The 20,026-nt window shown below is 69.1% G+C and carries 24 protein-coding genes; 15 read left to right on the forward strand and 9 right to left on the reverse strand.

The window, feature by feature from the left end:
- Positions 1–132: 132 nt before the first annotated feature.
- Positions 133–1,041, reverse strand: a complete 909-nt coding sequence (locus tag E1218_RS27095; RefSeq protein ID WP_132325108.1) for a LysR family transcriptional regulator — start codon at positions 1,039–1,041, stop codon at positions 133–135.
- A gap of 73 nt (positions 1,042–1,114) precedes the next feature.
- Here E1218_RS27095 and E1218_RS27100 point away from each other — a divergent pair, with 73 nt between their 5' ends.
- Positions 1,115–2,023 (forward strand): EamA family transporter, encoded by a 909-nt coding sequence (locus tag E1218_RS27100; RefSeq protein ID WP_132325110.1) that lies wholly within the window; start codon positions 1,115–1,117, stop codon positions 2,021–2,023.
- Here the strand turns inward: E1218_RS27100 and E1218_RS27105 are convergent.
- The 3 genes from E1218_RS27105 to E1218_RS27115 are packed head-to-tail and all read right to left on the reverse strand — an operon-like array spanning position 2,009 to position 4,405.
- A complete protein-coding gene (locus E1218_RS27105; protein ID WP_132325113.1) occupies positions 2,009–2,644 on the reverse strand; it encodes a flavin reductase family protein in 636 nt (211 codons plus the stop codon). The two genes, E1218_RS27100 and E1218_RS27105, sit on opposite strands and share 15 nt — an antisense overlap.
- A gap of 34 nt (positions 2,645–2,678) precedes the next feature.
- Complete coding sequence (locus tag E1218_RS27110) at positions 2,679–3,383, reverse strand: TIGR03943 family putative permease subunit (protein ID WP_132325116.1); 705 nt, start codon at positions 3,381–3,383, stop codon at positions 2,679–2,681.
- Positions 3,380–4,405, reverse strand: a complete 1,026-nt coding sequence (locus E1218_RS27115) for a permease (RefSeq protein WP_132325119.1) — start codon at positions 4,403–4,405, stop codon at positions 3,380–3,382. The genes E1218_RS27110 and E1218_RS27115 overlap by 4 nt, the downstream gene beginning before the upstream one ends.
- A 224-nt stretch (positions 4,406–4,629) precedes the next feature.
- Here E1218_RS27115 and E1218_RS27120 point away from each other — a divergent pair, with 224 nt between their 5' ends.
- Positions 4,630–5,817, forward strand: coding sequence for a serpin family protein (locus tag E1218_RS27120; protein WP_132325122.1), 1,188 nt, complete (start codon positions 4,630–4,632; stop codon positions 5,815–5,817).
- On the opposite strand, the gene E1218_RS27125 is transcribed toward E1218_RS27120, so the two are convergent.
- Together E1218_RS27125 and E1218_RS27130 are read right to left on the reverse strand one after the other, a co-directional pair.
- Complete coding sequence (locus tag E1218_RS27125) at positions 5,798–6,346, reverse strand: TetR/AcrR family transcriptional regulator (RefSeq protein WP_132325125.1); 549 nt, start codon at positions 6,344–6,346, stop codon at positions 5,798–5,800. The two genes, E1218_RS27120 and E1218_RS27125, sit on opposite strands and share 20 nt — an antisense overlap.
- Positions 6,347–6,411: 65 nt before the next feature.
- Positions 6,412–6,831: an SRPBCC family protein gene (locus tag E1218_RS27130; RefSeq protein WP_132325128.1), complete on the reverse strand. Its 420-nt coding sequence runs from the start codon at positions 6,829–6,831 to the stop codon at positions 6,412–6,414.
- An 83-nt stretch (positions 6,832–6,914) separates the two neighbouring features.
- Here E1218_RS27130 and E1218_RS27135 point away from each other — a divergent pair, with 83 nt between their 5' ends.
- The 5 genes from E1218_RS27135 to E1218_RS27155 all read left to right on the forward strand — a co-directional run bounded on the left by E1218_RS27135 (position 6,915) and on the right by E1218_RS27155 (position 11,194).
- Complete coding sequence (locus E1218_RS27135) at positions 6,915–7,109, forward strand: hypothetical protein (protein ID WP_132325131.1); 195 nt, start codon at positions 6,915–6,917, stop codon at positions 7,107–7,109.
- A 19-nt stretch (positions 7,110–7,128) separates the two neighbouring features.
- Positions 7,129–7,806, forward strand: a complete 678-nt coding sequence (locus tag E1218_RS27140) for a PhzF family phenazine biosynthesis protein (protein WP_132325133.1) — start codon at positions 7,129–7,131, stop codon at positions 7,804–7,806.
- 89 nt (positions 7,807–7,895) lie between these two features.
- On the forward strand, positions 7,896–8,738 hold the full coding sequence (locus tag E1218_RS27145) for a nitrilase-related carbon-nitrogen hydrolase (RefSeq protein WP_132325136.1): 843 nt from the start codon (positions 7,896–7,898) through the stop codon (positions 8,736–8,738).
- Between the two features lie 44 nt (positions 8,739–8,782).
- A complete protein-coding gene (gene hydA, locus E1218_RS27150; protein WP_132325139.1) occupies positions 8,783–10,189 on the forward strand; it encodes a dihydropyrimidinase in 1,407 nt (468 codons plus the stop codon).
- A gap of 9 nt (positions 10,190–10,198) precedes the next feature.
- Positions 10,199–11,194 (forward strand): TIGR03842 family LLM class F420-dependent oxidoreductase, encoded by a 996-nt coding sequence (locus tag E1218_RS27155; RefSeq protein ID WP_132325142.1) that lies wholly within the window; start codon positions 10,199–10,201, stop codon positions 11,192–11,194.
- Between the two features lie 120 nt (positions 11,195–11,314).
- Here E1218_RS27155 and E1218_RS27160 read toward each other — a convergent pair whose 3' ends face one another.
- Positions 11,315–11,728 carry a cytidine deaminase family protein gene (locus E1218_RS27160; protein ID WP_132325145.1) on the reverse strand — a complete coding sequence of 138 codons (414 nt, stop codon included), beginning with the start codon at positions 11,726–11,728 and terminating at the stop codon, positions 11,315–11,317.
- A 285-nt stretch (positions 11,729–12,013) separates the two neighbouring features.
- Here E1218_RS27160 and E1218_RS27165 point away from each other — a divergent pair, with 285 nt between their 5' ends.
- Together E1218_RS27165 and trhA are read left to right on the forward strand one after the other, a co-directional pair.
- Positions 12,014–12,217, forward strand: coding sequence for a cold-shock protein (locus E1218_RS27165; RefSeq protein WP_132325148.1), 204 nt, complete (start codon positions 12,014–12,016; stop codon positions 12,215–12,217).
- A gap of 112 nt (positions 12,218–12,329) precedes the next feature.
- Positions 12,330–13,031, forward strand: coding sequence for a PAQR family membrane homeostasis protein TrhA (gene trhA, locus E1218_RS27170; RefSeq protein WP_132325150.1), 702 nt, complete (start codon positions 12,330–12,332; stop codon positions 13,029–13,031).
- 40 nt (positions 13,032–13,071) lie between these two features.
- On the opposite strand, the gene E1218_RS27175 is transcribed toward trhA, so the two are convergent.
- Both E1218_RS27175 and E1218_RS27180 read right to left on the reverse strand, forming a co-directional pair.
- Positions 13,072–14,355 carry an ABC transporter substrate-binding protein gene (locus E1218_RS27175; protein ID WP_233712495.1) on the reverse strand — a complete coding sequence of 428 codons (1,284 nt, stop codon included), beginning with the start codon at positions 14,353–14,355 and terminating at the stop codon, positions 13,072–13,074.
- Positions 14,356–14,439: 84 nt separating this feature from the next.
- Positions 14,440–15,486, reverse strand: coding sequence for a PfkB family carbohydrate kinase (locus E1218_RS27180; RefSeq protein WP_132325153.1), 1,047 nt, complete (start codon positions 15,484–15,486; stop codon positions 14,440–14,442).
- A gap of 108 nt (positions 15,487–15,594) precedes the next feature.
- On the opposite strand from E1218_RS27180, the gene E1218_RS27185 reads away from it, so the two are divergent.
- From E1218_RS27185 to smpB, 6 genes are all read left to right on the forward strand, one after another.
- Positions 15,595–15,996 (forward strand): hypothetical protein, encoded by a 402-nt coding sequence (locus E1218_RS27185; RefSeq protein WP_132325156.1) that lies wholly within the window; start codon positions 15,595–15,597, stop codon positions 15,994–15,996.
- Entirely contained in the window at positions 15,989–16,153 is a 165-nt protein-coding gene (locus E1218_RS36260) for a hypothetical protein (RefSeq protein WP_165949440.1), read from the forward strand. Before E1218_RS27185 ends, E1218_RS36260 begins: the two co-directional genes overlap by 8 nt.
- 181 nt (positions 16,154–16,334) lie before the next feature.
- Positions 16,335–17,024 carry a cell division ATP-binding protein FtsE gene (gene ftsE / locus E1218_RS27190; protein WP_132325159.1) on the forward strand — a complete coding sequence of 230 codons (690 nt, stop codon included), beginning with the start codon at positions 16,335–16,337 and terminating at the stop codon, positions 17,022–17,024.
- 28 nt (positions 17,025–17,052) lie between these two features.
- A complete protein-coding gene (gene ftsX / locus E1218_RS27195; RefSeq protein ID WP_132325162.1) occupies positions 17,053–17,964 on the forward strand; it encodes a permease-like cell division protein FtsX in 912 nt (303 codons plus the stop codon).
- 258 nt (positions 17,965–18,222) lie between these two features.
- On the forward strand, positions 18,223–19,479 hold the full coding sequence (locus tag E1218_RS27200; protein ID WP_233712496.1) for a M23 family metallopeptidase: 1,257 nt from the start codon (positions 18,223–18,225) through the stop codon (positions 19,477–19,479).
- A 21-nt stretch (positions 19,480–19,500) separates the two neighbouring features.
- On the forward strand, positions 19,501–19,971 hold the full coding sequence (gene smpB / locus E1218_RS27205; protein ID WP_132325167.1) for an SsrA-binding protein SmpB: 471 nt from the start codon (positions 19,501–19,503) through the stop codon (positions 19,969–19,971).
- Positions 19,972–20,026 lie beyond the last annotated feature (55 nt).

A 20,026-nucleotide genomic window follows, 5' to 3' on the forward strand; every position in this document is an offset into this window, starting at 1 on the left:
ATCATGAACTGCCTCCTACTGCGTCGGGGCGGGGACGAAGCGGATGGTTAGGAAGGTTTCCTATTAATTCACCGGAACGTAGCCCCTGGCGCGGAACGCTGTCAACCGGTCGCACAAGGTGATCAGAATCGATCAGGCGGTGTCGCGGGCGGGCCACGCGGCCTGCAGGGTCGCCAGCGTGACCGCGATCGCGGGCCGGCGGGCGGCCGTCGTCCGCCAGACGGCGTACAACCGGCGGCTCGGCGCAGGCTGGAGCGGGATGACGACGACACCGTCCGGGACGGTACCGCGGCCGAGCCGGGGAAGCAGTCCGATGCCGATGCCGCGGGCAAGCATCGCCAGCTGGGTCTGGTACTCCGCGATCGAGTAGGCGACGTCCGGCTCGACACCGGCGCGCCGCATCGTCCGCATCAGCCACTCGTGACAGATGGAGCCGGCCGGCTGGCAGATCCAGCGCTCGCCGACCAGGTCCTCGGCGCGGACGAACTCCTTGCCGGCCAGCCGGTGCGTCGCCGGCACCAGGACGTCGGCCGGCTCGGAGCCGAGTTTCAGCCGGGACAGTCCCTCGGGCAGCGTGAGCGGGGTGTTGTGCCAGTCGTGCACGACCGCGACGTGGATCTCGCCGCGGTTGACCGCGGCGACAGCCTCGAACGGGTCGACCTCGATCACCCGGACGTCGAGGTTCGGGTGCTCGTCGATCAACGTCGACAGCGCGCCCGGCAGCAGGCCGCGCGCAGCGGTCGGGAACGCCGCGATCGTCAGTGTGCCGATGGCCTGACCGCGCTGCTCCTCCAGTGTCAGCTCGGCGTCCTCGACGAGCTCGAGCACCCGAGCCGCGGTCGCGGCCAACTGCTGGGCCGCGTCGGTGAGCACGATCCCGCGGCCGCGGCGTTCGACCAGGACGGTGTGCGTCTCCCGCTCCAGCTTGGCCAACTGCTGCGACACCGCGGACGGGGTGTAGCCCAGCACCTCGGCGGCGCGGTTCACCGACCCGTAGAGCGAGACCGCGTGCAGGGCCCGCAGCCGACCGAGATCGATCATGTAGCACTCCTACATCGAAGGCGGTAGCAATCAGTGCTGGTTCTTAAGTGTAGTCCCGCGCAGACTGGACCGCATGAAACCTCGTGACCTGATGCTCGCGCTCGCCGTCGTCATCGCTTGGGGCGTGAACTTCGTCGTCATCGAGGTCGGCCTGGAGGACTTCCCGCCGTTGCTGTTCTCCGCGCTCCGGTTCTTTCTCGCCGCGGTCCCGGCGATCTTCCTCGTCGGCCGGCCGCAGGTGGCCTGGCGGTACGTGGTCGGCGTCGGACTCGCCCTCGGGGTGGCCAAGTTCGGCCTGCTGTTCGTCGCGATGGACCGGGGTGTCCCGGCCGGCCTGTCGTCGCTGGTGCTGCAGAGCCAGGTGATCTTCACGGTCCTGTTCGCGATCGTCGTCCTGCGGGAACGGCCGCGCGTGACCCAGGCCGCCGGGATCACGATCGCGTGCGCCGGGATGCTGCTGATCATGCTGGACCGCGGGCTGTCGGCGCCGCTGGGTGCGCTCGCCCTGGTGATCGCCGCGGGCGCGTGCTGGGGTGTCTCGAACACGATCACCCGGCACGCGAAGCCGCAGGACACGCTGCGTTTCATGGTCTGGGTGAGCGCGGTGGCCGTCGTACCACTGCTCCTGCTGTCGCTGATCGTCGAAGGGCCGCGGGCCGACGTGGACGCGCTGCGGAGCATCGACCTGACCGGAGTCGGCGCCCTCGGCTACCTGGCCTTCGTCGCGACCCTGTTCGGCTTCGGGGTGTGGGGCTACCTGCTGCGCCAGTACGACGCCAGCACCGTGGCGCCGTTCTCGCTGCTGGTGCCCGTGGTCGGGATGGGCGCGGCCTGGCTGCTCCGCGGCGAGGCGATCGGCGTGCAGCAGGCGGTTGCGGCCGTCCTGATCATCGGCGGGATGGCGTGCACGGTGATCCGCCGCCTGACCCCGCGGCCGGCGGAGCCCGGCGAGCGGATCCTCACCGGGTCAGTTGGCCGGTAGCGGCATCGGCGGCATCTGCCAGCCGCGGGCCAGCGAGGACGCGTACGCCGGTGCGCCGCCGGCGAAGTACTCGGTGAACTTCATGATCAGCGGGTCCCAGGCCAGCGGGTCGATGTAGCGGTCGTTGCTCATCAGCAGGTCCTCGCGCACGTGCACGCGCTCGATCTTCATCTCCAGCGCCCGCAGGTTCGACCCCGCGCCACCCACGTCGAAGATCGCCTCGATCCGGCCCTCGAGGTTGATCGGGCTCTCCAGCACGGCGTCCACGTCGACCAGGTCGCTCGGCGCGCGGGTCAGCCCGGCGGCACCGAACTTGTCCGGTTCGTACCGGTAGCCGCGGGCGCGCTTGGCGTCCGACATCTCCGTCGAGCCGGTGAGCAGGGCGATCCGGTCGAGGGCGGCGACCATGGCCGGGTCGACCAGGTTGAGCACCGCCTCCGGGCGCTCGGTCAGGTTCTTGACCGTCTGCGAGCCGGCGCTCATCCCGAGCATCGCGGTGTACCCGAGCCACCAGGCGGACGACATCGGGCCGAGGTTGGTGGTGCCGTCCGGGTTGCGGGAGCTGATCAGGACGACCGGCGTACCGAAGTAGAGGACCTTGGGTTCGACAGTTCGCTTCACGGAGATGGAACGGCGCGGGACGAGGAAGTGTGAGTCACTCGTAGGGGTTGGCGGGCGCGGGGACCGTCGTGATCGACTCCACGGTGAGGGCGGCCACGTCGCCGTCGGCCCGCCTGGTCGGCTCGGCCCACTCGCCGGTGACCGTGACCCACTGGTTCTTGGGTGGGGCGGCCTGGCCGCGGGCCTCGACCATGAACGCCGTACCGTCGGCGACGCAGCAGGTCAGGCCGATGCGGGTCACGTACCAGGTGCCGTTCTTCGCCGGGGTGACGAAGCCGGTCAGCGTGAACGCGCGGCCCTTCATGCTCTCCTTCTCCCAGACCGCCCAGACGGAGTAGTCCCGGACGGCCAGCGCCACCGGGGCGTCGCCCCGGGAGTTGTTCGCCAGCCAGGAGTTGCTCTTCGGATCCGCCGGTTTGGCCGCGACCGGCGACTGCCGCTGCGCCGCGTCCGCGCCGAGCGCCGGCGGGTCGACGACGAGCAGCGCGAAGATCGGGACCAGCAGCAACCAGGCCGCCCGCGGCAGGCCGTGGTGCCCGTGGCCGTCGTCGGCATGCTCCTTCTTGCGGGTGTCCGCCAGTACGTCGACCACCGCGAGCGCGATCAGGATCAGCCCGGCCGCGAGCAGCATCCACCGCATCCCGGGCTTCACGTACCGCAGATACGTGTTCGACGTGGCCAGCTGCACCACCGCGGCCCCGACGAACACCACCACCAGCCCGGCAACGTTGCGCCTCACAACAACCACCACCCGACGAGGAGACTGGCCAGGATCGCGACCACGAACGTGGCCGGTGCGAACCGGGCGGCGAACCTGGGACCGAAGGTGCCGGTCTGCAACGCGATCAGCTTCACGTCGACGACCGGACCGACCACCATGAACGCGAGCTTCGCGGTCAGCGAGAACTGGGTCAGGCTGGCGGCGACGAACGCGTCCGCCTCGGAGCAGATCGCGAGCAGTACGGCGAGCAGCCCGAGGATCACCACGGACAGCAGCAGGTTCCCGGCCACGTGGTCGAGCCAGCTGCGCGGTACGACGACGTTCAGCGTGGCGGCCGCGGCCGCGCCGATCACCAGGAAACCGCCGGCGTGCAGGAAGTCGTGCAGCATCGCCGACCGGAACACGTCGAACTTCCCGGTCCCCTCGGCGTGCCGGTTCTTCGGCATCCGCAGCCAGGACGCGCCCCTGCCGGTCGCCAGGAACAACCAGCCGAGAATCATCGACACCCCGAGCGAGGTCACCGCCCGGGCGGCCACCACCTTCGGCTGCCCCGGGAACGCGACCGCGGTGGACGCCAGCACGACCGGGTTGATCGCCGGCGCGGACAGCAGGAACGCGATCGCCGCGGCCGGAGTGACACCGCGGTTCATCAACGCGGCCGACACCGGCACCGAAGCGCACTCGCAGCCGGGCAGGACGACACCGGACGCGCTGGCGACCGGCACCGCCAGGGCCGGCCGCTTGGGCAGCGCCCTCGCGAAGAACGACGGAGGGATGAACGCCGTCAGCGCGGCCGACAGCAGCACACCGAGGACCAGGAACGGGATCGCCTGGACCGTGACGCCGACGAACATCGTCGCCCACGTCCGGATGCCCTCGTCGGTGAACCATCCGGCGAAGATCCGCCGCCCGAACAGCGCCAGCCCGACCAGCAGGACCAGGGTCGCGGTGAACGCGATCGAGGAGCCCGCCGGCTCCTTCTTCTCCGCGTCGGGCGGCTCGGAATCGACCGGCGGTGGGGCGGTCGGGTTGGCCGTCATGGGCGGCATCCTGACACAGCGGAACGCATCCGAACGAGGACCCGGCGCGTGCGTCGAGGGAAAACCCGCGTGGTCGCGGGGAATACTCGCGTCGGCCCGGACTGCCAGGCCATCACAATCGGCGTCCCGGCGGAGCCGCACGCGGGGCAGGTGCGCACCCGGGCAATCGTGATGGCTTGGCGGTCCGCGTCGGTCGCGGGCCGGGAGCGTGGCAGGGTGGAGGAATGGATGCCGACGTGGTGCGCGCCGTCAACGACCTGACCGCCCGCTGGGCCCGGAACCTCCCGGAGGGCAACACCGTGGTGTCGGGCCTCGGCCTGTGGCCGCTGCTCGCGATCCTTGCGACCGCCGCGGATGAACCGGGTCGCGCCGAGCTGGCCGCGGCCGCGGGCGTCGGGGCGTCGGCGGGCTCACGACAGGCGCTCGAGCTGATCCAGGCGATCGAGGGGTCGGACGACCTGCACGCGGCGCTCGGTGTCTGGGTGCAGGAGCGGTTGAAGCTCGCCGAGTCGTTCGACAGCGTGATGCCGGCGCCGCTCGTCGGCACGCTGACCGGCGACGCGTCCGTCGACAAGCCGAAGCTCGACGCCTGGGCCGCCGGCCACACCGACGACCTGATCCGCGAGATGCCGATCGAGGTCACGCCCGACCTGATGCTCGTGCTCGCGTCCGCGCTGTCGCTCCGGACGACCTGGGTGACGCCGTTCAAGGAGCAGGTCCGGCGGTTCTACGACGGTCCGTGGTCCGGCGGTTCGTGGCACTGGCTCGAGCGGGTCGACGGCGACCTGGACGCCGTACGCCGGTACGAGCATCCGGGGACGGCGGGGTTGACTGTCGTGACGGTCCCTGGTGACGCGGATGTCGACGTGCTGCTGGGCATCGGGCAGCCGCAGGAGTCGCAGGACGAGGTGCTGCCCGCGCTCATCGAGACAGCAGTCCGGTCGACGGACGGCGTACCGGGTTCTCAGCTGCTCGGGCAGGGCGAACCGGGGGCGGAGGTCGCCCCTGGGGTGAAGGTCGGCCAGACGACGGTGCCGCGGCCGGACCTGAAGCTGTCGCTGCCGTCGTTCACCGTGGAGGCGGAGCACGATCTGATGGCTGCGCGTGAGTTGTTCGGGTTGAGCACGGTCTCCACGGACCCGGGCGCGCACGGGCACTTCGGCGCGATCAGCCCGACACCGCTCGCCGTCGGGCAGGCCAAGCAGAAAGTGCTCGCGCGGTTCTTCGCCACCGGGTTCGAGGCCGCGGCCGTGACCGCGATGGGGTTGATGCGGACCTCGATGCCGACCCGGCAGGCGCGGCGGCTCGAGGTGACGCTGGACCGGCCGTTCGGGTTCGTCGCCGTACTGCGGGAGTCGCGGCTGCCGATCGTGGCCGGCTGGGTCGCGACGCCTACCGAGCCGGGAGACTGAACAGCCGGTTCAGCAGCGCGGACGCCTCGTCGACCGCGTGCCGGTCGCCGGTGAGCAGCAGGTCGAACAGCAGTCCACGCGAGGCGGCGAGGCCGAGGCGTGCGTACGCCGGTGCCTCCTCCGGCGGAATGCCTGCACGGATGCACAGCTCGATCACCGGCGGCAGCCAGACGTCGATCAGATCCGCCTTGAGAGCCGCGGTGTGCGGCCGGTCCTGCATCGCGTGGGCGCTCAACTCGAAGAACAGCGGGCCGTAGACCAGTGTCGCCTCGGTGACCCGGCGCCAGAACAGGTCGGCCTGCTCCTCGATCGGCAGCTCCTGCGCCAGCACGTCGGCGAGCAGGTCACGCTGCTGCTGCTCGACCGTCCGGACCACCTCGGCCAGCAGTCCCTCGCGGGAGCCGAAGTGGTAGATCAGCATCCGGTGGCTGGTCCCAATCGCGGTCGCGATGCCCCGAAGGCTCGCGTCGCCGATGCCGTTCTTCGCGAAGTGCTCGACCGCATCGCTCAGTAGAGCGTCACGACTCATCCGCGTCCTCGCTTCGCTGCGAAGCGGCTGAGTCGCCTGCGGCGCTGTGCTCGACGGTGAGCTCGCTACGCGCGCTCACTGATCTGCTTCAGCCTCTCGGCCTCGGTCCGGATGTAGCGGCGGGTGAGGCCGGCGTACAGCTTGCCGAACAGCCAGCCGAGCGGGCCCTCCTGGATGATGGTGGCGGTCGCGACCGTGCCGTCCGGCGTACTCGCCACCCGGTGGCCCCCGGTCGTCCGGATGCCCGGCGCTTTCGAGACCCATTCGAAGTACTCGCCCTCCTTGAGTTCGGTCACCTCCCAGACCGCGACCGGGAGCTTCGGCTGGCGGATTCGCGTCCGGGCGCCGACCCGCAGGCGGCCTTCGTCGAGCCGCTCGACGGACTCGATCGTCGGCGTCCACTCGGGCCACCGCTCGACGTCGCTGTACACCTGCCAGACCCGCTCGGGCGGGGCCTGGACCGTGACGGAGTGATCGAGGCGCATGTACCGAATGGTACATCAGGTCTTCGTGAGGTTCGCCGGGCGGTCCGCGGCGCGGGGTCCGCGGCCAGGTAGGGTCTGGGGACATGGCTGAGCAGAACGTCCCGCACAACGTCGAGAACGAGCAGGACCCGGGCGCGAACACCCAGATGTTCCGCGCCTTCGTGAACGAGGGCCAGGCCGAGGCGACCGCCGAGCCGAAGCTGAACGGCCGTGTCCTCGCCGGCGTCCTCGCGGCCGTCGTCCTGATCGCCGTCGTCGCCGCGATCGTCGTCTTCTGAGTCCCGGCGAGCACCCGGAGTGACCGCGGTTCACGTCGAGGTCGTCCGGGTCTTCACCGACCCCCACGGCCGCTTCGGCAACCCGCTGGGCATCGTCGACGGCGCATCCGTCCCACCCGTCGAACGCCAGCGCGTGGCCGCCGAGCTCGGCTACAGCGAGACCGTGTACGTCGACGACGCGGACACCGGCACAATCCGGATCTTCACCCCCACCGGCGAGATGACCTTCGCCGGACATCCCACCGTCGGCACCGCCTGGTGGTTCCACTCCCAGGGTCACCCGGTGGATTCGCTGGAAGTCCCCGCCGGCACGATCCCCGTCAGCTACGACGGCGACCTCGTCCGTGTCCGCGCCGACACCACCTGGGGCAGCCGCTGGGACTGGCACCAGCTCGACACCCCGGAAGCCGTCCTCGCGGCCGACCCCACGTCGTACTCAGCCGGCCACACCTACCTCTGGTCCTGGATCGACGAACCTGCCGGTACCGTCCGCGCCCGCGCCTTCGCCCCCGCCATGGGCGTCCCGGAAGACGAAGCCACCGGCTCCGCGGTCACCCAGCTCACCGCCCACCTGACCCGCAACCTGCTTGTCGTCCAAGGCCGAGGCTCCCACCTCCACACCACCTGGCACCCGCCGGCCCAGGCCACAGTCGGCGGCCGGGTACTCCCAGAACCGCCCCGCAGCATCACGATCTGACTCTCCGTGCTCGCCGGGATCCCGGCATCCGTTGACTGGCGTGGGGGAGCGGATGGAGCATGGGTGCTCGGCTAGTGGTGGGAGGGCTGATGGCGGAGGTTGTGCGGGCTGCGTTGGTGCAGACGTCGTGGACGGGTGACAAGGAGTCCATGATCAAGGCGCACGAGGAGTATGTGCGACAGGCGGCCGCGGCCGGGGCGCGGGTGATCTGCTTCCAGGAGTTGTTCTACGGGCCGTATTTCTGCCAGCTCCAGGATGCCAAGTTCTACGAGTACGCCGAGTCCGTGCCGGGGCCGACGACGGAGCGGTTCGCCGCGCTGGCCGAGGAGCTCGGGATGGTGATGGTGCTGCCGGTGTACGAGCAGGAGCAGCCAGGCGTGCTGTACAACACGGCCGCCGTGATAGATGCTGACGGCAAGTACCTGGGCAAGTACCGGAAGAACCACATCCCGCAGGTCAAGGGCTTCTGGGAGAAGTTCTACTTCCGGCCCGGCAACCTCGGTTATCCGGTGTTCGACACCGCGGTCGGCCGGATCGGGGTGTACATCTGCTACGACCGGCACTTCCCCGAGGGGTGGCGGGCGCTCGGCCTGGCCGGGGCCAAGATCGTGTTCAATCCGTCAGCGACCCACCGCGGACTGTCGTCGTACCTGTGGAAGCTCGAGCAGCCCGCCTCGGCGGTGGCGAACGAGTACTTCATCGGCGCGATCAACCGGGTCGGCATCGAGTCGGACTACGGTGACAACGATTTCTACGGTACGTCGTACTTCGTCGACCCCGAGGGCAAGTTCGTCGGTGACGTCGGGCACGACCACGATCCGGAACTGATCGTCCGGGATCTGGACCTGGGCCTGCTGGACACAGTCCGGGACCGCTGGCAGTTCTACCGCGACCGCCGCCCGGACGCCTACGGCGACCTGACCAAGCCGTAGAAGGGTCTCGAAGCGTCAACGCCGTCTCGAAGGGGAGTGCGGACATGTCGTTGCTGGTCAAGGGTGGAACCGTCGTCGGACCGACCGGGACACAGGTCGCCGACGTCCTGGTCGAGGGCGAGAAGATCGTCGCGCTGCTGGACCCGTCGTTCGGCCACTCGATCACGCCCGACCAAATGATCGATGCCGCGGGCAAGTACGTGATCCCGGGCGGGATCGATGCGCACACGCACATGGAGCTGCCGTTCGGCGGCACGGCGGCGAGTGACACGTTCGACACCGGCACCCGGGCCGCCGCCTGGGGCGGGACGACGACCATCATCGACTTCGCCGTCCAGCGGACCGGTGAGGTCGTCCAGGACGGACTGGCCGCCTGGCACGCGAAGGCCGACGGCAACTGCCACATCGACTACGCGTTCCACATGATCCTCGGCGGTGTCGACGACGACTCGCTGAAGGCGATGGACCAGCTCGTCTCGGACGAGGGCGTGACCAGTTTCAAGCTGTTCATGGCCTATCCGGGGGTCTTCTACTCCGACGACGGCCAGATCCTGCGGGCGATGCAGACCGCGCGGGAGAACGGCGCGATGGTCATGATGCACGCGGAGAACGGGATCGCGATCGACGTGCTGGTGCAGCAGGCGATCGCCCGCGGCGAGACCGACCCGATCTACCACGGCATCACCCGGCCGGCCGCGCTGGAGGCGGAGGCGACGAACCGGGCGATCGCGCTCGCCGAGGTCGCCCGGGACTGCCCGCTGTACATCGTCCACCTGTCGGCCAGCCAGGCGCTCGAGCATGTCGCGCAGGCGCGCGACGCCGGCCGGAACGTGTTCGCCGAGACCTGTCCGCAGTACCTGTACCTCACCCTGGAGGACCAGCTCGGCGCACCGGGTTTCGAGGGCGCGAAGTGGGTGTGCTCGACGCCGCTGCGGAGCAAGCACGAGTCGCACGCGAAGGACCTGTGGAAGGGGTTGCGGAGCAACGACCTGGCGATCGTCTCGACCGACCACTGCCCGTTCTGCATGAAGGACCAGAAGGAGCTCGGGCTCGGCGACTTCTCCAAGATCCCGAACGGGATCGGCGGGGTCGAGCACCGGGTCGACCTGATCTACCAAGGCGTCGTGGACGGGCAGCTGTCGCTGGAGCGCTGGGTGGAGACGATCGCGACCACGCCGGCCCGGATGTTCGGGCTGTACCCGCGGAAGGGGATCGTCGCTCCCGGCTCCGACGCGGACCTGGTCGTGTACGACCCGAACGCGACCACCCGGATCAGTGTCGACACCCACCACATGAACATGGACTACTCGGCGTACGAAGGGGTCGAGATCAAAGGCCGGGTGGGCACCGTCATCTCGCGCGGCGAGGTGATCGTGGCTGACGGCAACTACCATGGCCGCAAGGGCCGGGGGAAGTTCCTCGAGCGCGGCCTCTCGTCGTACCTGGTGTGAGGGGGAACAGTGGACTTCGGAGTGGTATTCCAGTGTGATCCGCCGGCGTCCACGGTCGTAGACCTGGCGCACAAGGCGGAGGAGGCGGGGTTCGACTACGTCTGGACGTTCGACTCGCACCTGCTCTGGCAGGAGCCGTTCGTCATCTACAGTCAGATTCTGGCCGCCACCGAGCGGGTGATCGTGGGCCCGATGGTGACGAACCCGGGCACCCGGGACTGGACCGTGATCGCGTCCCAGTTCGCCACCTTGAACGAGATGTACGGCAACCGGACGATCTGCGGGATCGGCCGCGGCGACTCCGCGTTGCGCACGCTCGGCTCCAAGCCCGGCACGATCGACGACCTGAAGCACTGCGTCGACGTGGTCCGGTCGCTGGCCCGCGGCGAGACGGTCGAGTTCCGCGGTCAGCAGCTCAAGTTCGCCTGGGTCGAGAACGGCGCCCTGGACGTGTGGGTCGCCGCGTACGGCCCGAAGGCGCTGGCCGCGACCGGTCAGGTCGGCGACGGCTACATCCTGCAGCTGGCCGACCCGGACATCGCCGAGTGGATGATCGCGGCGGTACGCCGGTCCGCCGAGGAGGCGGGCCGGGATCCGGCCGGGATCAAGTTCTGTGTCGCGGCACCGGCGTACGTCGGTGACGACCTGGACCACCAGCGCGACCAGACCCGGTGGTTCGGCGGGATGGTCGGCAACCACGTTGCCGACATCGTCGCCCGCTACGGCACGTCCGGGGCGGTGCCGAAGGCGCTGACCGACTACATCGAGGGCCGCAAGGGCTACGACTACTCCGAGCACGGCCGCGCCGGCAACCCGCACACGACGTTCGTCCCGGACGAGGTCGTGGACCGGTTCTGCATCCTCGGCCCGCCGGAGAACCACCTCGCCCGGCTGGCTGAGCTGAAGTCACTCGGCGTCGACCAGTTCGCCGTCTACCTGCAGCACGACGCCAAGGAAGAAACTCTGGCGGCGTACGCCAAAGACATCATCCCGTCCGCACGTTGAGCCGTTCGCGGCCCGCGGGACCTGGGACAGGATCCGGCGGGCTGGGACCTGCTCCTTCTGGTCTCAGCTCGCCACCAAAGGTCTCAGCTCCTCACTGCAGGAGTGTCCTCGGCCGGTGGGTCAGGGGTTCGGCGTCCAGCGGTAGGACTCGGGGAGGAGGTCGGTGACGGGGACCGAGCCGACGCCTTCCGCAGTGGGGAGAATGACGCGAATGCCCGGGTGGTAGTCGATCAGGACCTGGCGGTCCCGGCCGCAGGGGCCGACCACTCCGCGGCCCTCGTTGCCCACGGCGACGATCGTCGCGAGTTCGCGAGCGCCTTCGGCCCGGGCCCGGCCGAGCGCGACCAACTCGGCGCACGGCCCGCCGGTGAAGTGGTAGAGGTTGATGCCGGCGTACATCCGCCCGTCCACACCCCGGACGGCGGCGCCCATCGTGTACACGCCGTCAGGCCCGTCGGTGTTCTCGTCGACGGTCCGCCGGGCCAGCGCGATCAGCTCTCGGTCCTCGTCGGTCAGCGCATGCACGGTGATCATCCCCTCACCCTGCCATGCCGAAACCAGGCGTCGGCGGGAAGGTGACGCGAAGTGACGGGCCATCACTTCCGTCTGTCGATCCGGCGCCAGGGAATGAACTGGCCGGGGTAGTGGTTGTACAAGACAGGTCGAAGTTTCACAAGCTGTGGTTTACCCCCCGGCCCGCGGATCCGTCCGCGACCGGGTGTTTCTTTTGCGAGAGATGGTGCGGTGCCGCCGATGCGACGAACGGCCGGGCCGGTCGCGATTGCGGCTCGCCCCCATCTCCGACAAAGGAGCAACAACATGGCACAGGGAACTGTGAAGTGGTTCAACGCCGACAAGGGGTTCGGCTTCATCACCGTCGACGGCGGCGCCGCGGACGTGTTCGTCCACTTCTCCGCCATCCAGTCCGACGGCTTCCGTAGCCTCGAAGAGAATCAGCGCGTCGAGTTCGACATCGCCCAGGGCCCGAAGGGCCAGCAGGCGGAGTACGTCGAGGCGCTCTGATTTCAAAGTGGCAACGCCCGCGGCCCCTCACCGAACGGTGGGGGGCCGCGGCCGTTCCTGGTCCGTCCCGTATGGGTACGGGAACAGCCCGACGAGGAAGGAGCGCGAACCGATGCCGGCCGACCACAACCGTGACCTCGGCGACGCGATCGCAGAGACCGTCGAACCGCTGAAACCCACCCTTCGCGGCGTGCTGCACGCAGGGACCTTCCCGCTGGCGCTGCTGGCCGGGCTGATCCTCATCCTGCTGGCGCAGAACGGGAGTACGCGGACGGCGGCAGTGATCTTCACTGTCGCGTCGTCACTGCTGTTCGGCGTCTCAGCGCTCTATCACCGCCTCCGGTGGGGTCCGAGGGCCCAGGCGCTCTTGCGCCGCCTCGATCATTCGAACATCTTCCTGATGATCGCCGGTACCTACACACCGTTCGGCATCCTGCTGCTCCACGGCGCGGATCGCGTCGCACTACTGGCGGCGGCCTGGGGCGGAGCCTTGCTGGGCGTGGTGTTCCGGGTGTTCTGGATCAATGCGCCGCGCTGGTTCTACACGCCGATCTATCTCGCCCTCGGATGGGTGGCGATCTTCTGGCTACCCGACTTCTACCGCGGCGGAGGTGCGGCTGTGGTGACGCTCCTGGCGGCCGGTGGTCTGCTGTACTCCCTGGGTGCGCTCGTTTACGCACTACGGCGGCCGAACCCGTCTCCACGGTGGTTCGGATTCCATGAGGTGTTCCACGCCTGCACGGTGGCGGCGTTCGCCTTCCACTACGTCGCCGTCAGCCTGATCAGCTTCAACTCGCCGGATATCGCTCGCTGATCCACCACCGCTCCACGCCGTGAACGATCGAGCGCGGAACTCATCCGGCGATGCGCTCGAGTTCGGCCTCCGCGACCGCCTTGACCGTCTTGATCTCGGTGGCCGGGTCGCTGCCGTTGCGGATGATCCGGTTGAGGGCGTCGGAGTACGCCGTCGCCGACTTCGGCGACCACAGCAGCGGGGTCTGCGCGCGCCCGTTCTCGTTCACGAACCTCACCGCGTCCGCGGCCGGGCCGGACGTCAGCTTGTCCGCCTTCCCGGCCAGGCTTTTGCGGGCCGGGATGTGGAAGCCGTACGCCTGGGCGAAGTCGAGCTGCTTGTCGGTCTGGTCGACCCACAGCCACTTGACGAACTTCTCCGCCGCGTCGACGTTCTTCGACGTCGCGTTCACGAGCGAGCCGTAGGCGCCGACCGGCACACTCGGCTCCCCGGTGGTCGCGTTCAGCTTCGGCCAGGGAAGTACGCCGAAGTCGTCCGCGAGCGCCTTCTCGATCGCCGGCAGGTTCCACAGGCCGGTGAACTGCATCGCGGTCAGGCCCTGGGTGAACGCGGACGGCTCGGCCCAGTCGGTCGGTGCCCCCAGCAACAGGCTCTTCGAGGTGAACAGCTCGCGCAGCTTGCGCAGCGACTCGGCCGCGGCCGGGTCGTCGAAGCCGAACCGGTTGTCCTCGGTGAGGTAGTCCAGTCCGGCGGACCACAGGGCCGGGCCGCCGAGGATGCCGACACCGCCGTCGTTGCCGACGAACAGGCCCTTCACCTTGTCGTCGGTCAGCGCCTTCGCGGCCGCGAGCAGGTCGTCGACGGTCTGCGGCGGCCGGACGCCGGCCGCGCTGAGGAGACTCGGGCGGTAGACGAGCAACTGCATGTCGGTCACCTGCGGGATCCCGTACAGCTTGTCCTGGTACATCATCCGGGTGATCAGCGACGGCGTGAAGTCGGCCTTGGTCGCGTCGTCGAGCAGGTCGGTCAGGTCGACCACCTGGCCGCCCTTGATCATGTCGATGGTGGGGCCGTTGCCGTACTCGAAGACGTCCGGGCCGTTGTCGGTCAGCAGCGCGGTCGACGCCTTCTTGTCGTAGTCGCCCGGCGACCACTGCACGGTCACGGTGGCGTCCGGGTATTCCTTCGCGTACCGCTCGACCGCCTGCTGCGTGCCGGCTTCGCCGTACTGGTGGTACCACTGCGACAGCGCCGGCTTGTCGCCGCTCGAACCGCCCTGACCGGTGTCCCGCCCGGTGTTCGAGCCGCAGCCGACGACGGCGACCGCCGCCAGTCCGCTGCCCATCGCCAGTAACCGCCGCCTGGTCACACCGGCATTCGCCACGTCGCCGTACCTCCGGTTCCTGCGCGGTCCCACAGCCCGCGCCACCCAGGACCCTACGACTCCCGAGGCGCCCGGTCCGCGATTTCAGGCGTCGGAGAGCCGGGCGATCGTGGCGGAGGCGCGGCGGACGATCGGGACGGGGCCCTCGGGGAGGACGTCGCCGACGAAGCTGTAGTGCCGGAGGACGTCGGGGTCGACGCCTCCGGGGCGATGCCGGCTGTGGTCGCGGACCCAGTCGATGATGTCGCCCCAGCCCGGCGCGGCGAGAGAGCCGCCGAAGTGCTGGACCGACAGGCCGGCGCACAGGTTGCCGAAGGCCAGCCGGTGGGCCAGCGGCCAGCCGCGCAGCGTGCCGAGGACGAGCGAGGCGAGGAAGACGTCACCCGCCCCGGTCGGGTCGTAGGACCGGACCGGCAGCGCCGGCACCCGCTCCTCCTCGCCGGTGGTCGCGTCGATCGCCAGTACGCCGTCCGAGCCGTTGGTCACCACCGCCAGTGGCACACGCTCGGCCAACTTGTGCAGCGCCGCCTTCGGCGTGTCGGTCCGCGTGTAGGCCATCGCCTCGCTCGCGTTCGGCGTGAACGCGTGGAAGCCCTCCAGCACGTCGAGCACGGCAGGGGACCACTGGTCGGTCGGGTCCCAGCCGACGTCGCCGAACAGCAGGGCACCTGACCGCATCGCCTCGAGCGTCCAGCCGGGCAGTTCGTCCTCGACCGGCACGATCGCGGAGCGCGTGTTCAGGCCCGGACCGACCAGCTTGCTCGGGTCACCTGGCGCCTCGTGCGCGTGCGTCACCATCGCACGGTCCCGGTCCAGCGTCATCGAGACGGTGACCGGGGAGTGCCAGTGGCCGATCCGGCGGGAGTGGGACAGGTCCACGCCCTCCTGGTCGGCCAGGGTCCGCCAGCAGAAGTCGGCGTACACGTCGTCGCCGAAGACGGCGGCCAGCCCGGTCTTCAGGCCGAGCCGGCTGGCGGCGATGGCGAAGTTCGCGACGCCGCCGGGGCACGACCCCATCCCCTCGGCGAAGATCTCGGTCCCGGTGGTCGGGGCGGACTCCAGACCGGTCAGCACGATGTCGAGGAACACAGTCCCCTGCACGAACACGTCGTAGCGGTCCGGCTCGTCCATCTCGGTGACACTGCCCCTCTGTCATTCTGACGATCTGTCGGTGGCGGGTGGAACGCTCCCTTCGTAGCATCATCGCCCGGTCACCACCATGGATTTGGGAGGACGCGTATGGATGGCGAGCTGTATCCCGTGATTCCGACCTGGATCGCGGTGATCGGCGTCGTCGCCACGGTACTGAGTCCGTTCCTGGCGCTGGGTGGGGTCATGCTGGGTGCTTATCTGACCCGCAAGTCCGACCGTGAGCTCGACGTCTGGCGGCACCGCGAGGAGACGATGCGGATGGTCCGGTGGGCGGTGGAGCAGATCCTCGAGGGCACCGATGCCGGGACGGACGCCGGTGTCGTCACGCTCCGCTCACTGATGCGGTCGGAGCTGTTACAACCAGAGGACTACGACCTGGTCGCCGCGCTGACCGCCTCCGTCGCGATCGACCGCGTCGGCCAGGCCGCGTACGCTGATATCGCACAGACAGATACCGAGGTCGTCGAGGGAGACAGTGCCCATGGCTGAGAAGAAGACCGTGAAGGTCTCCCGCCAGGCCGTCGAGCTGGCCCGGCTGCACGTCGAGGCGGCCCGCAGAGCCGGCCGCAAACCCGAGCCGGGCCTCGCCCGGATCGCCGACGCCCGGCCCGACCACGCCAACGGTCCCACCCCCGCCCCGGCCTGACACCCGTTCGAATCCGGCGCGCCGCGCTCCGGGTATCGGACGCGGCCGTACGGTCCGGCCCGCCTGGTCGGCGCCACGCCCGGGAGCCCCTAGACTGATCCGCGGCCGCTCCGGTGGCGTACGGTCTCCTGGTGGTTACCGCTGCGTCGCTTCCTGTTCCCGACCACGGCCGGATGATCCCGTGATCCGCTTCGAGAATGTGTCAAAGACGTACGAGGGCCAGTCCAAGGCCGCTCTGCTGAACGTCAACGTCGAGATCGAGAAAGGCGAGTTCGTCTTCCTGGTCGGCACCTCCGGGTCCGGCAAGTCGACGTTCCTTCGTCTGGTCCTGCGCGAGCACCGGTCGTCCAAGGGGCACATCATGGTGGCCGGCAAGGACCTGAACCGGCTGGCCAGCTGGCGGATCCCGCAGATGCGCCGCCAGATCGGCACCGTCTTCCAGGACTTCCGGCTGCTGCCGAACAAGACGGTCGCCGAGAACGTGGCCTTCGCTCTGCAGGTGATCGGCAAGCCGCGCTCGCACATCCGCAAGACGGTTCCCGAGGTCCTGGAACTGGTCGGCCTGGACGGCAAGGAGGACCGGCTTCCCGACGAGCTGTCCGGCGGTGAGCAGCAGCGGGTCGCGATCGCCCGGGCGTTCGTGAACCGGCCGATGATCCTGATCGCCGACGAGCCGACCGGAAACCTGGACCCGGGGACGTCGGTCGGCATCATGAAGCTGCTGGACCGGATCAACCGCACCGGGACGACGGTCGTCATGGCCACCCACGACGTGTCGATCGTCGACCAGATGCGCAAGCGCGTGATCGAGCTGGAGAACGGTCATGTCGTCCGCGACGAGTCGCGCGGCGTCTACGGCTACCAGCACTGAGACCCCGACGATACGGACTGACTGACCTATGCGTCTCAACTACATCCTCTCCGACCTCGGGATCGGCCTGAAGCGGAACCTGTCGATGACGATCGCGGTCGTCGTCACCATCTGGGTCTCGCTGTCGCTGTTCGGCAGCGCGCTGCTCGCCCGCGAGCAGGTCGAGCTGATGAAGGGCAACTGGTACGACAAGATCCAGATCTCGGTCTTCCTCTGCACCAAGGACTCCGGCGGCCGCGGCTGCTCGGGCACCGAGGTGACGACTGAGCAGAAGAACCGGATCCGCCAGGTGATCGAGACGAACCCGGACACCGCACCCGACGGCGTGTTCGGCGAGTCGAAGAAGGAAGCGTTCGATCAGTTCAAGAAGCTGTACAAGGACTCGCCGATCGTCTCCACGGTCACCGAGGACCAGATGCAGGAGTCCTTCCGGGTCAAGCTGAGGGATCCGCAGCGCTACCAGAACCTGGTCAGCGCGGTCGCCGGCCTGCCGGGGGTCGACACCGTCCAGGACCTCAGACAGTACCTGGATCCATTGTTCAAGGCACTCAACGGCTTGCAAGTCGGCGCGTTGGTTGCCGCTGGCCTCTTGTTGGTCGCCGCCCTCATGCAGATCTCGAACACGATCCGGCTGGCGGCGTACGCCCGCAGACGAGAGATAGGCATCATGCGGCTGGTCGGCGCGTCGAACTTCTATATCCAGCTGCCGTTCCTGCTCGAAGCGGTCCTGGCAGCACTCATCGGCGCGATCCTTGCCTGCGGCACCTTGTGGGTCGGCGTGTACTTCGTCGTCATGCAACGGGCCCAGGAGACGTTCCGGGTCTGGCACTGGGTCGGCGCGACCGAAACCTTCCGCGCGACCCTGATCATGGTCGTGGTCGGCCTGGTGCTCGCCGTGGTCCCGACATTCCTGACGACGCGGAAATACCTCAAAGTCTGACCCCGGTGATCTATCGTGCGGTAACAGGAGTACCAGCAATCACTCCTGTACCGCACGACAAGTGAACCCAGAGCAAGGGGGCGACCTGTGGTCCCGCACTTCCCCGGTGCGAACCCGCGTGAGCGGGGGAGCATCAAGCGAGACGACAGCACCGGCACCTCCGCGAGGCCGCGCCCGGACGCACGCACGAAACCGGGCCGGCAGACGGTCGTCGCCGCATGCTGCCTTGTCCTGTCCCTGTCCGCCGGAGTCCTGGCGGTGGTGTCGCCTGCCCAGGCGGACCCACCGGATCCAGCCGCCAAGAAGAAGCAGCTCGACTCGCAGATCGACCAGTCCAAGGCCGATCTCGCGGCCGCGTCCGACCAGCTCGGCACATCGGTTGCCGCGTACAACGTCGCGGACGCGAAGTACAAGGCCGTCCAGGCCCGGTACGCCGCCGCGCAGGGCCGGCTCGCGGCCGCGAAGGCGGCCGATGCGGTTGCCGCGAGCAAGCTCCGGGTCGCCGAGCGGTCGCTGCGGGCGGCCGTGGCCGACGTGGCGGCGGGCGAGCGGCTGATCGCCGAGAAGAAGGCGGTGGCGGGCCGGGCCGTCCGGTCGGCGTACCAGCAGCAGAACAGCCTGGTCGGGTTGGCGATCGCGCTGCGCGGCGCGTCGCCGGCGGACGTCGCCACCGGGATGCAGGTCCAGCGGAACGTGTTCGGCATCCAGGGCAACGCGATCACGAACCTGAACAACGCGCAGGCCCAGCTCGTCAGCAAGCGGGCCAAGGTGGCGAAGGCCGAGAAAGCCGCGGAGGCCGCTCGGGCCGAGGCGGCGCGGACCGTGCAGCAGGTCACCGAGCTGACCAAGCAGGTGGCCGCTGAGCGGGCCGAGGCCGCCGTGGTCGCGCAGGCCAAGCTGGTCGCGTTCAAGGCCGCCGAGAAGGAGAAGATCACCGAGCAGGCGCAGTACAACGCCCTGCTGCGTGAGCGCAGCCGGGTCGAGCAGATCCTGATCGCCCGCGCCCGCGCCGAGAAGGCCGCTGCTGCCCGCCGCAAGGCGGCCCGGGAGAAGGCGGAGCGGGAGAAGGCCCGCAAGGAGGGCCGCCCACCGCGTCCGGTTCCCGACGACCGGGAGGACAACGGCCGGCTCAGCTATCCGATCAAGAGTTACATCACGTCGCCGTTCGGCATGCGGTTCCACCCGGTCCTGCACTACTGGAAGCTGCACGACGGGACCGACTTCGGCGGCGGCTGCGGTACGCCGATCCGCGCGGCGGCCAGTGGAGTCATCACGGACCGGTACTACAACGGCGGTTACGGCAACCGGGTGTTCATCTCGCACGGCGTGATCGACGGGCACTCGGTCACCACCGTCTACAACCACCTGTCCCGCTACAAGGCCCGCGTCGGCGAACGCGTCAGCCGCGGCGAGATCATCGGGTACGTCGGCACCACCGGGTACTCCACCGGCTGCCACCTGCACTTCATGGTCTACCAGGACGGCCGCGTGGTTAATCCGATGAAGTGGCTCTGACCGATCTGGGATACTGGTCGGATGGTGAAAGAGACCGGCCGGAAACCGATCGCGCAGAACCGTAAGGCGCGACACGACTACCACATCGAGGACGTGGTGGAGGCCGGACTCGTGCTGACCGGGACCGAGGTGAAGTCCCTGCGGCAGGGTCGGGCCTCCCTGGTCGACGCGTTCGCGGCCGTCCGGGGCAACGAGCTGTGGTTGCAGGGGATGCACATCCCCGAGTACAAGCACGGCACCTGGACGAACCACGAGCCGCGCCGGACCCGCAAGCTGCTGCTGCACAAGGACGAGCTGCAGAAGATGATCCGGGCCGTCGAGCAGCAGGGCGTCTCGCTGATCCCGCTGTCGCTGTACTTCAAGGACGGCTACGCGAAGGTCGAGCTGGCCACCGGCCGCGGTAAGAAGGACTACGACAAGCGGCACGCCCTGGCCGAGCGCCAGGCGAACCGTGAGGCCCAGCGGGCCCTGTCCGACCGCCGGCGCCGCTGAGGACGCCTTCTCAGCGTCCTCTGAGGAAGTGCCTGGGGTCTGCTCAGGGGTCGGT

The sequence above is a fragment of the Kribbella turkmenica genome, assembly GCF_004348725.1.
Taxonomy (GTDB): Bacteria; Actinomycetota; Actinomycetes; order Propionibacteriales; family Kribbellaceae; genus Kribbella; species Kribbella turkmenica.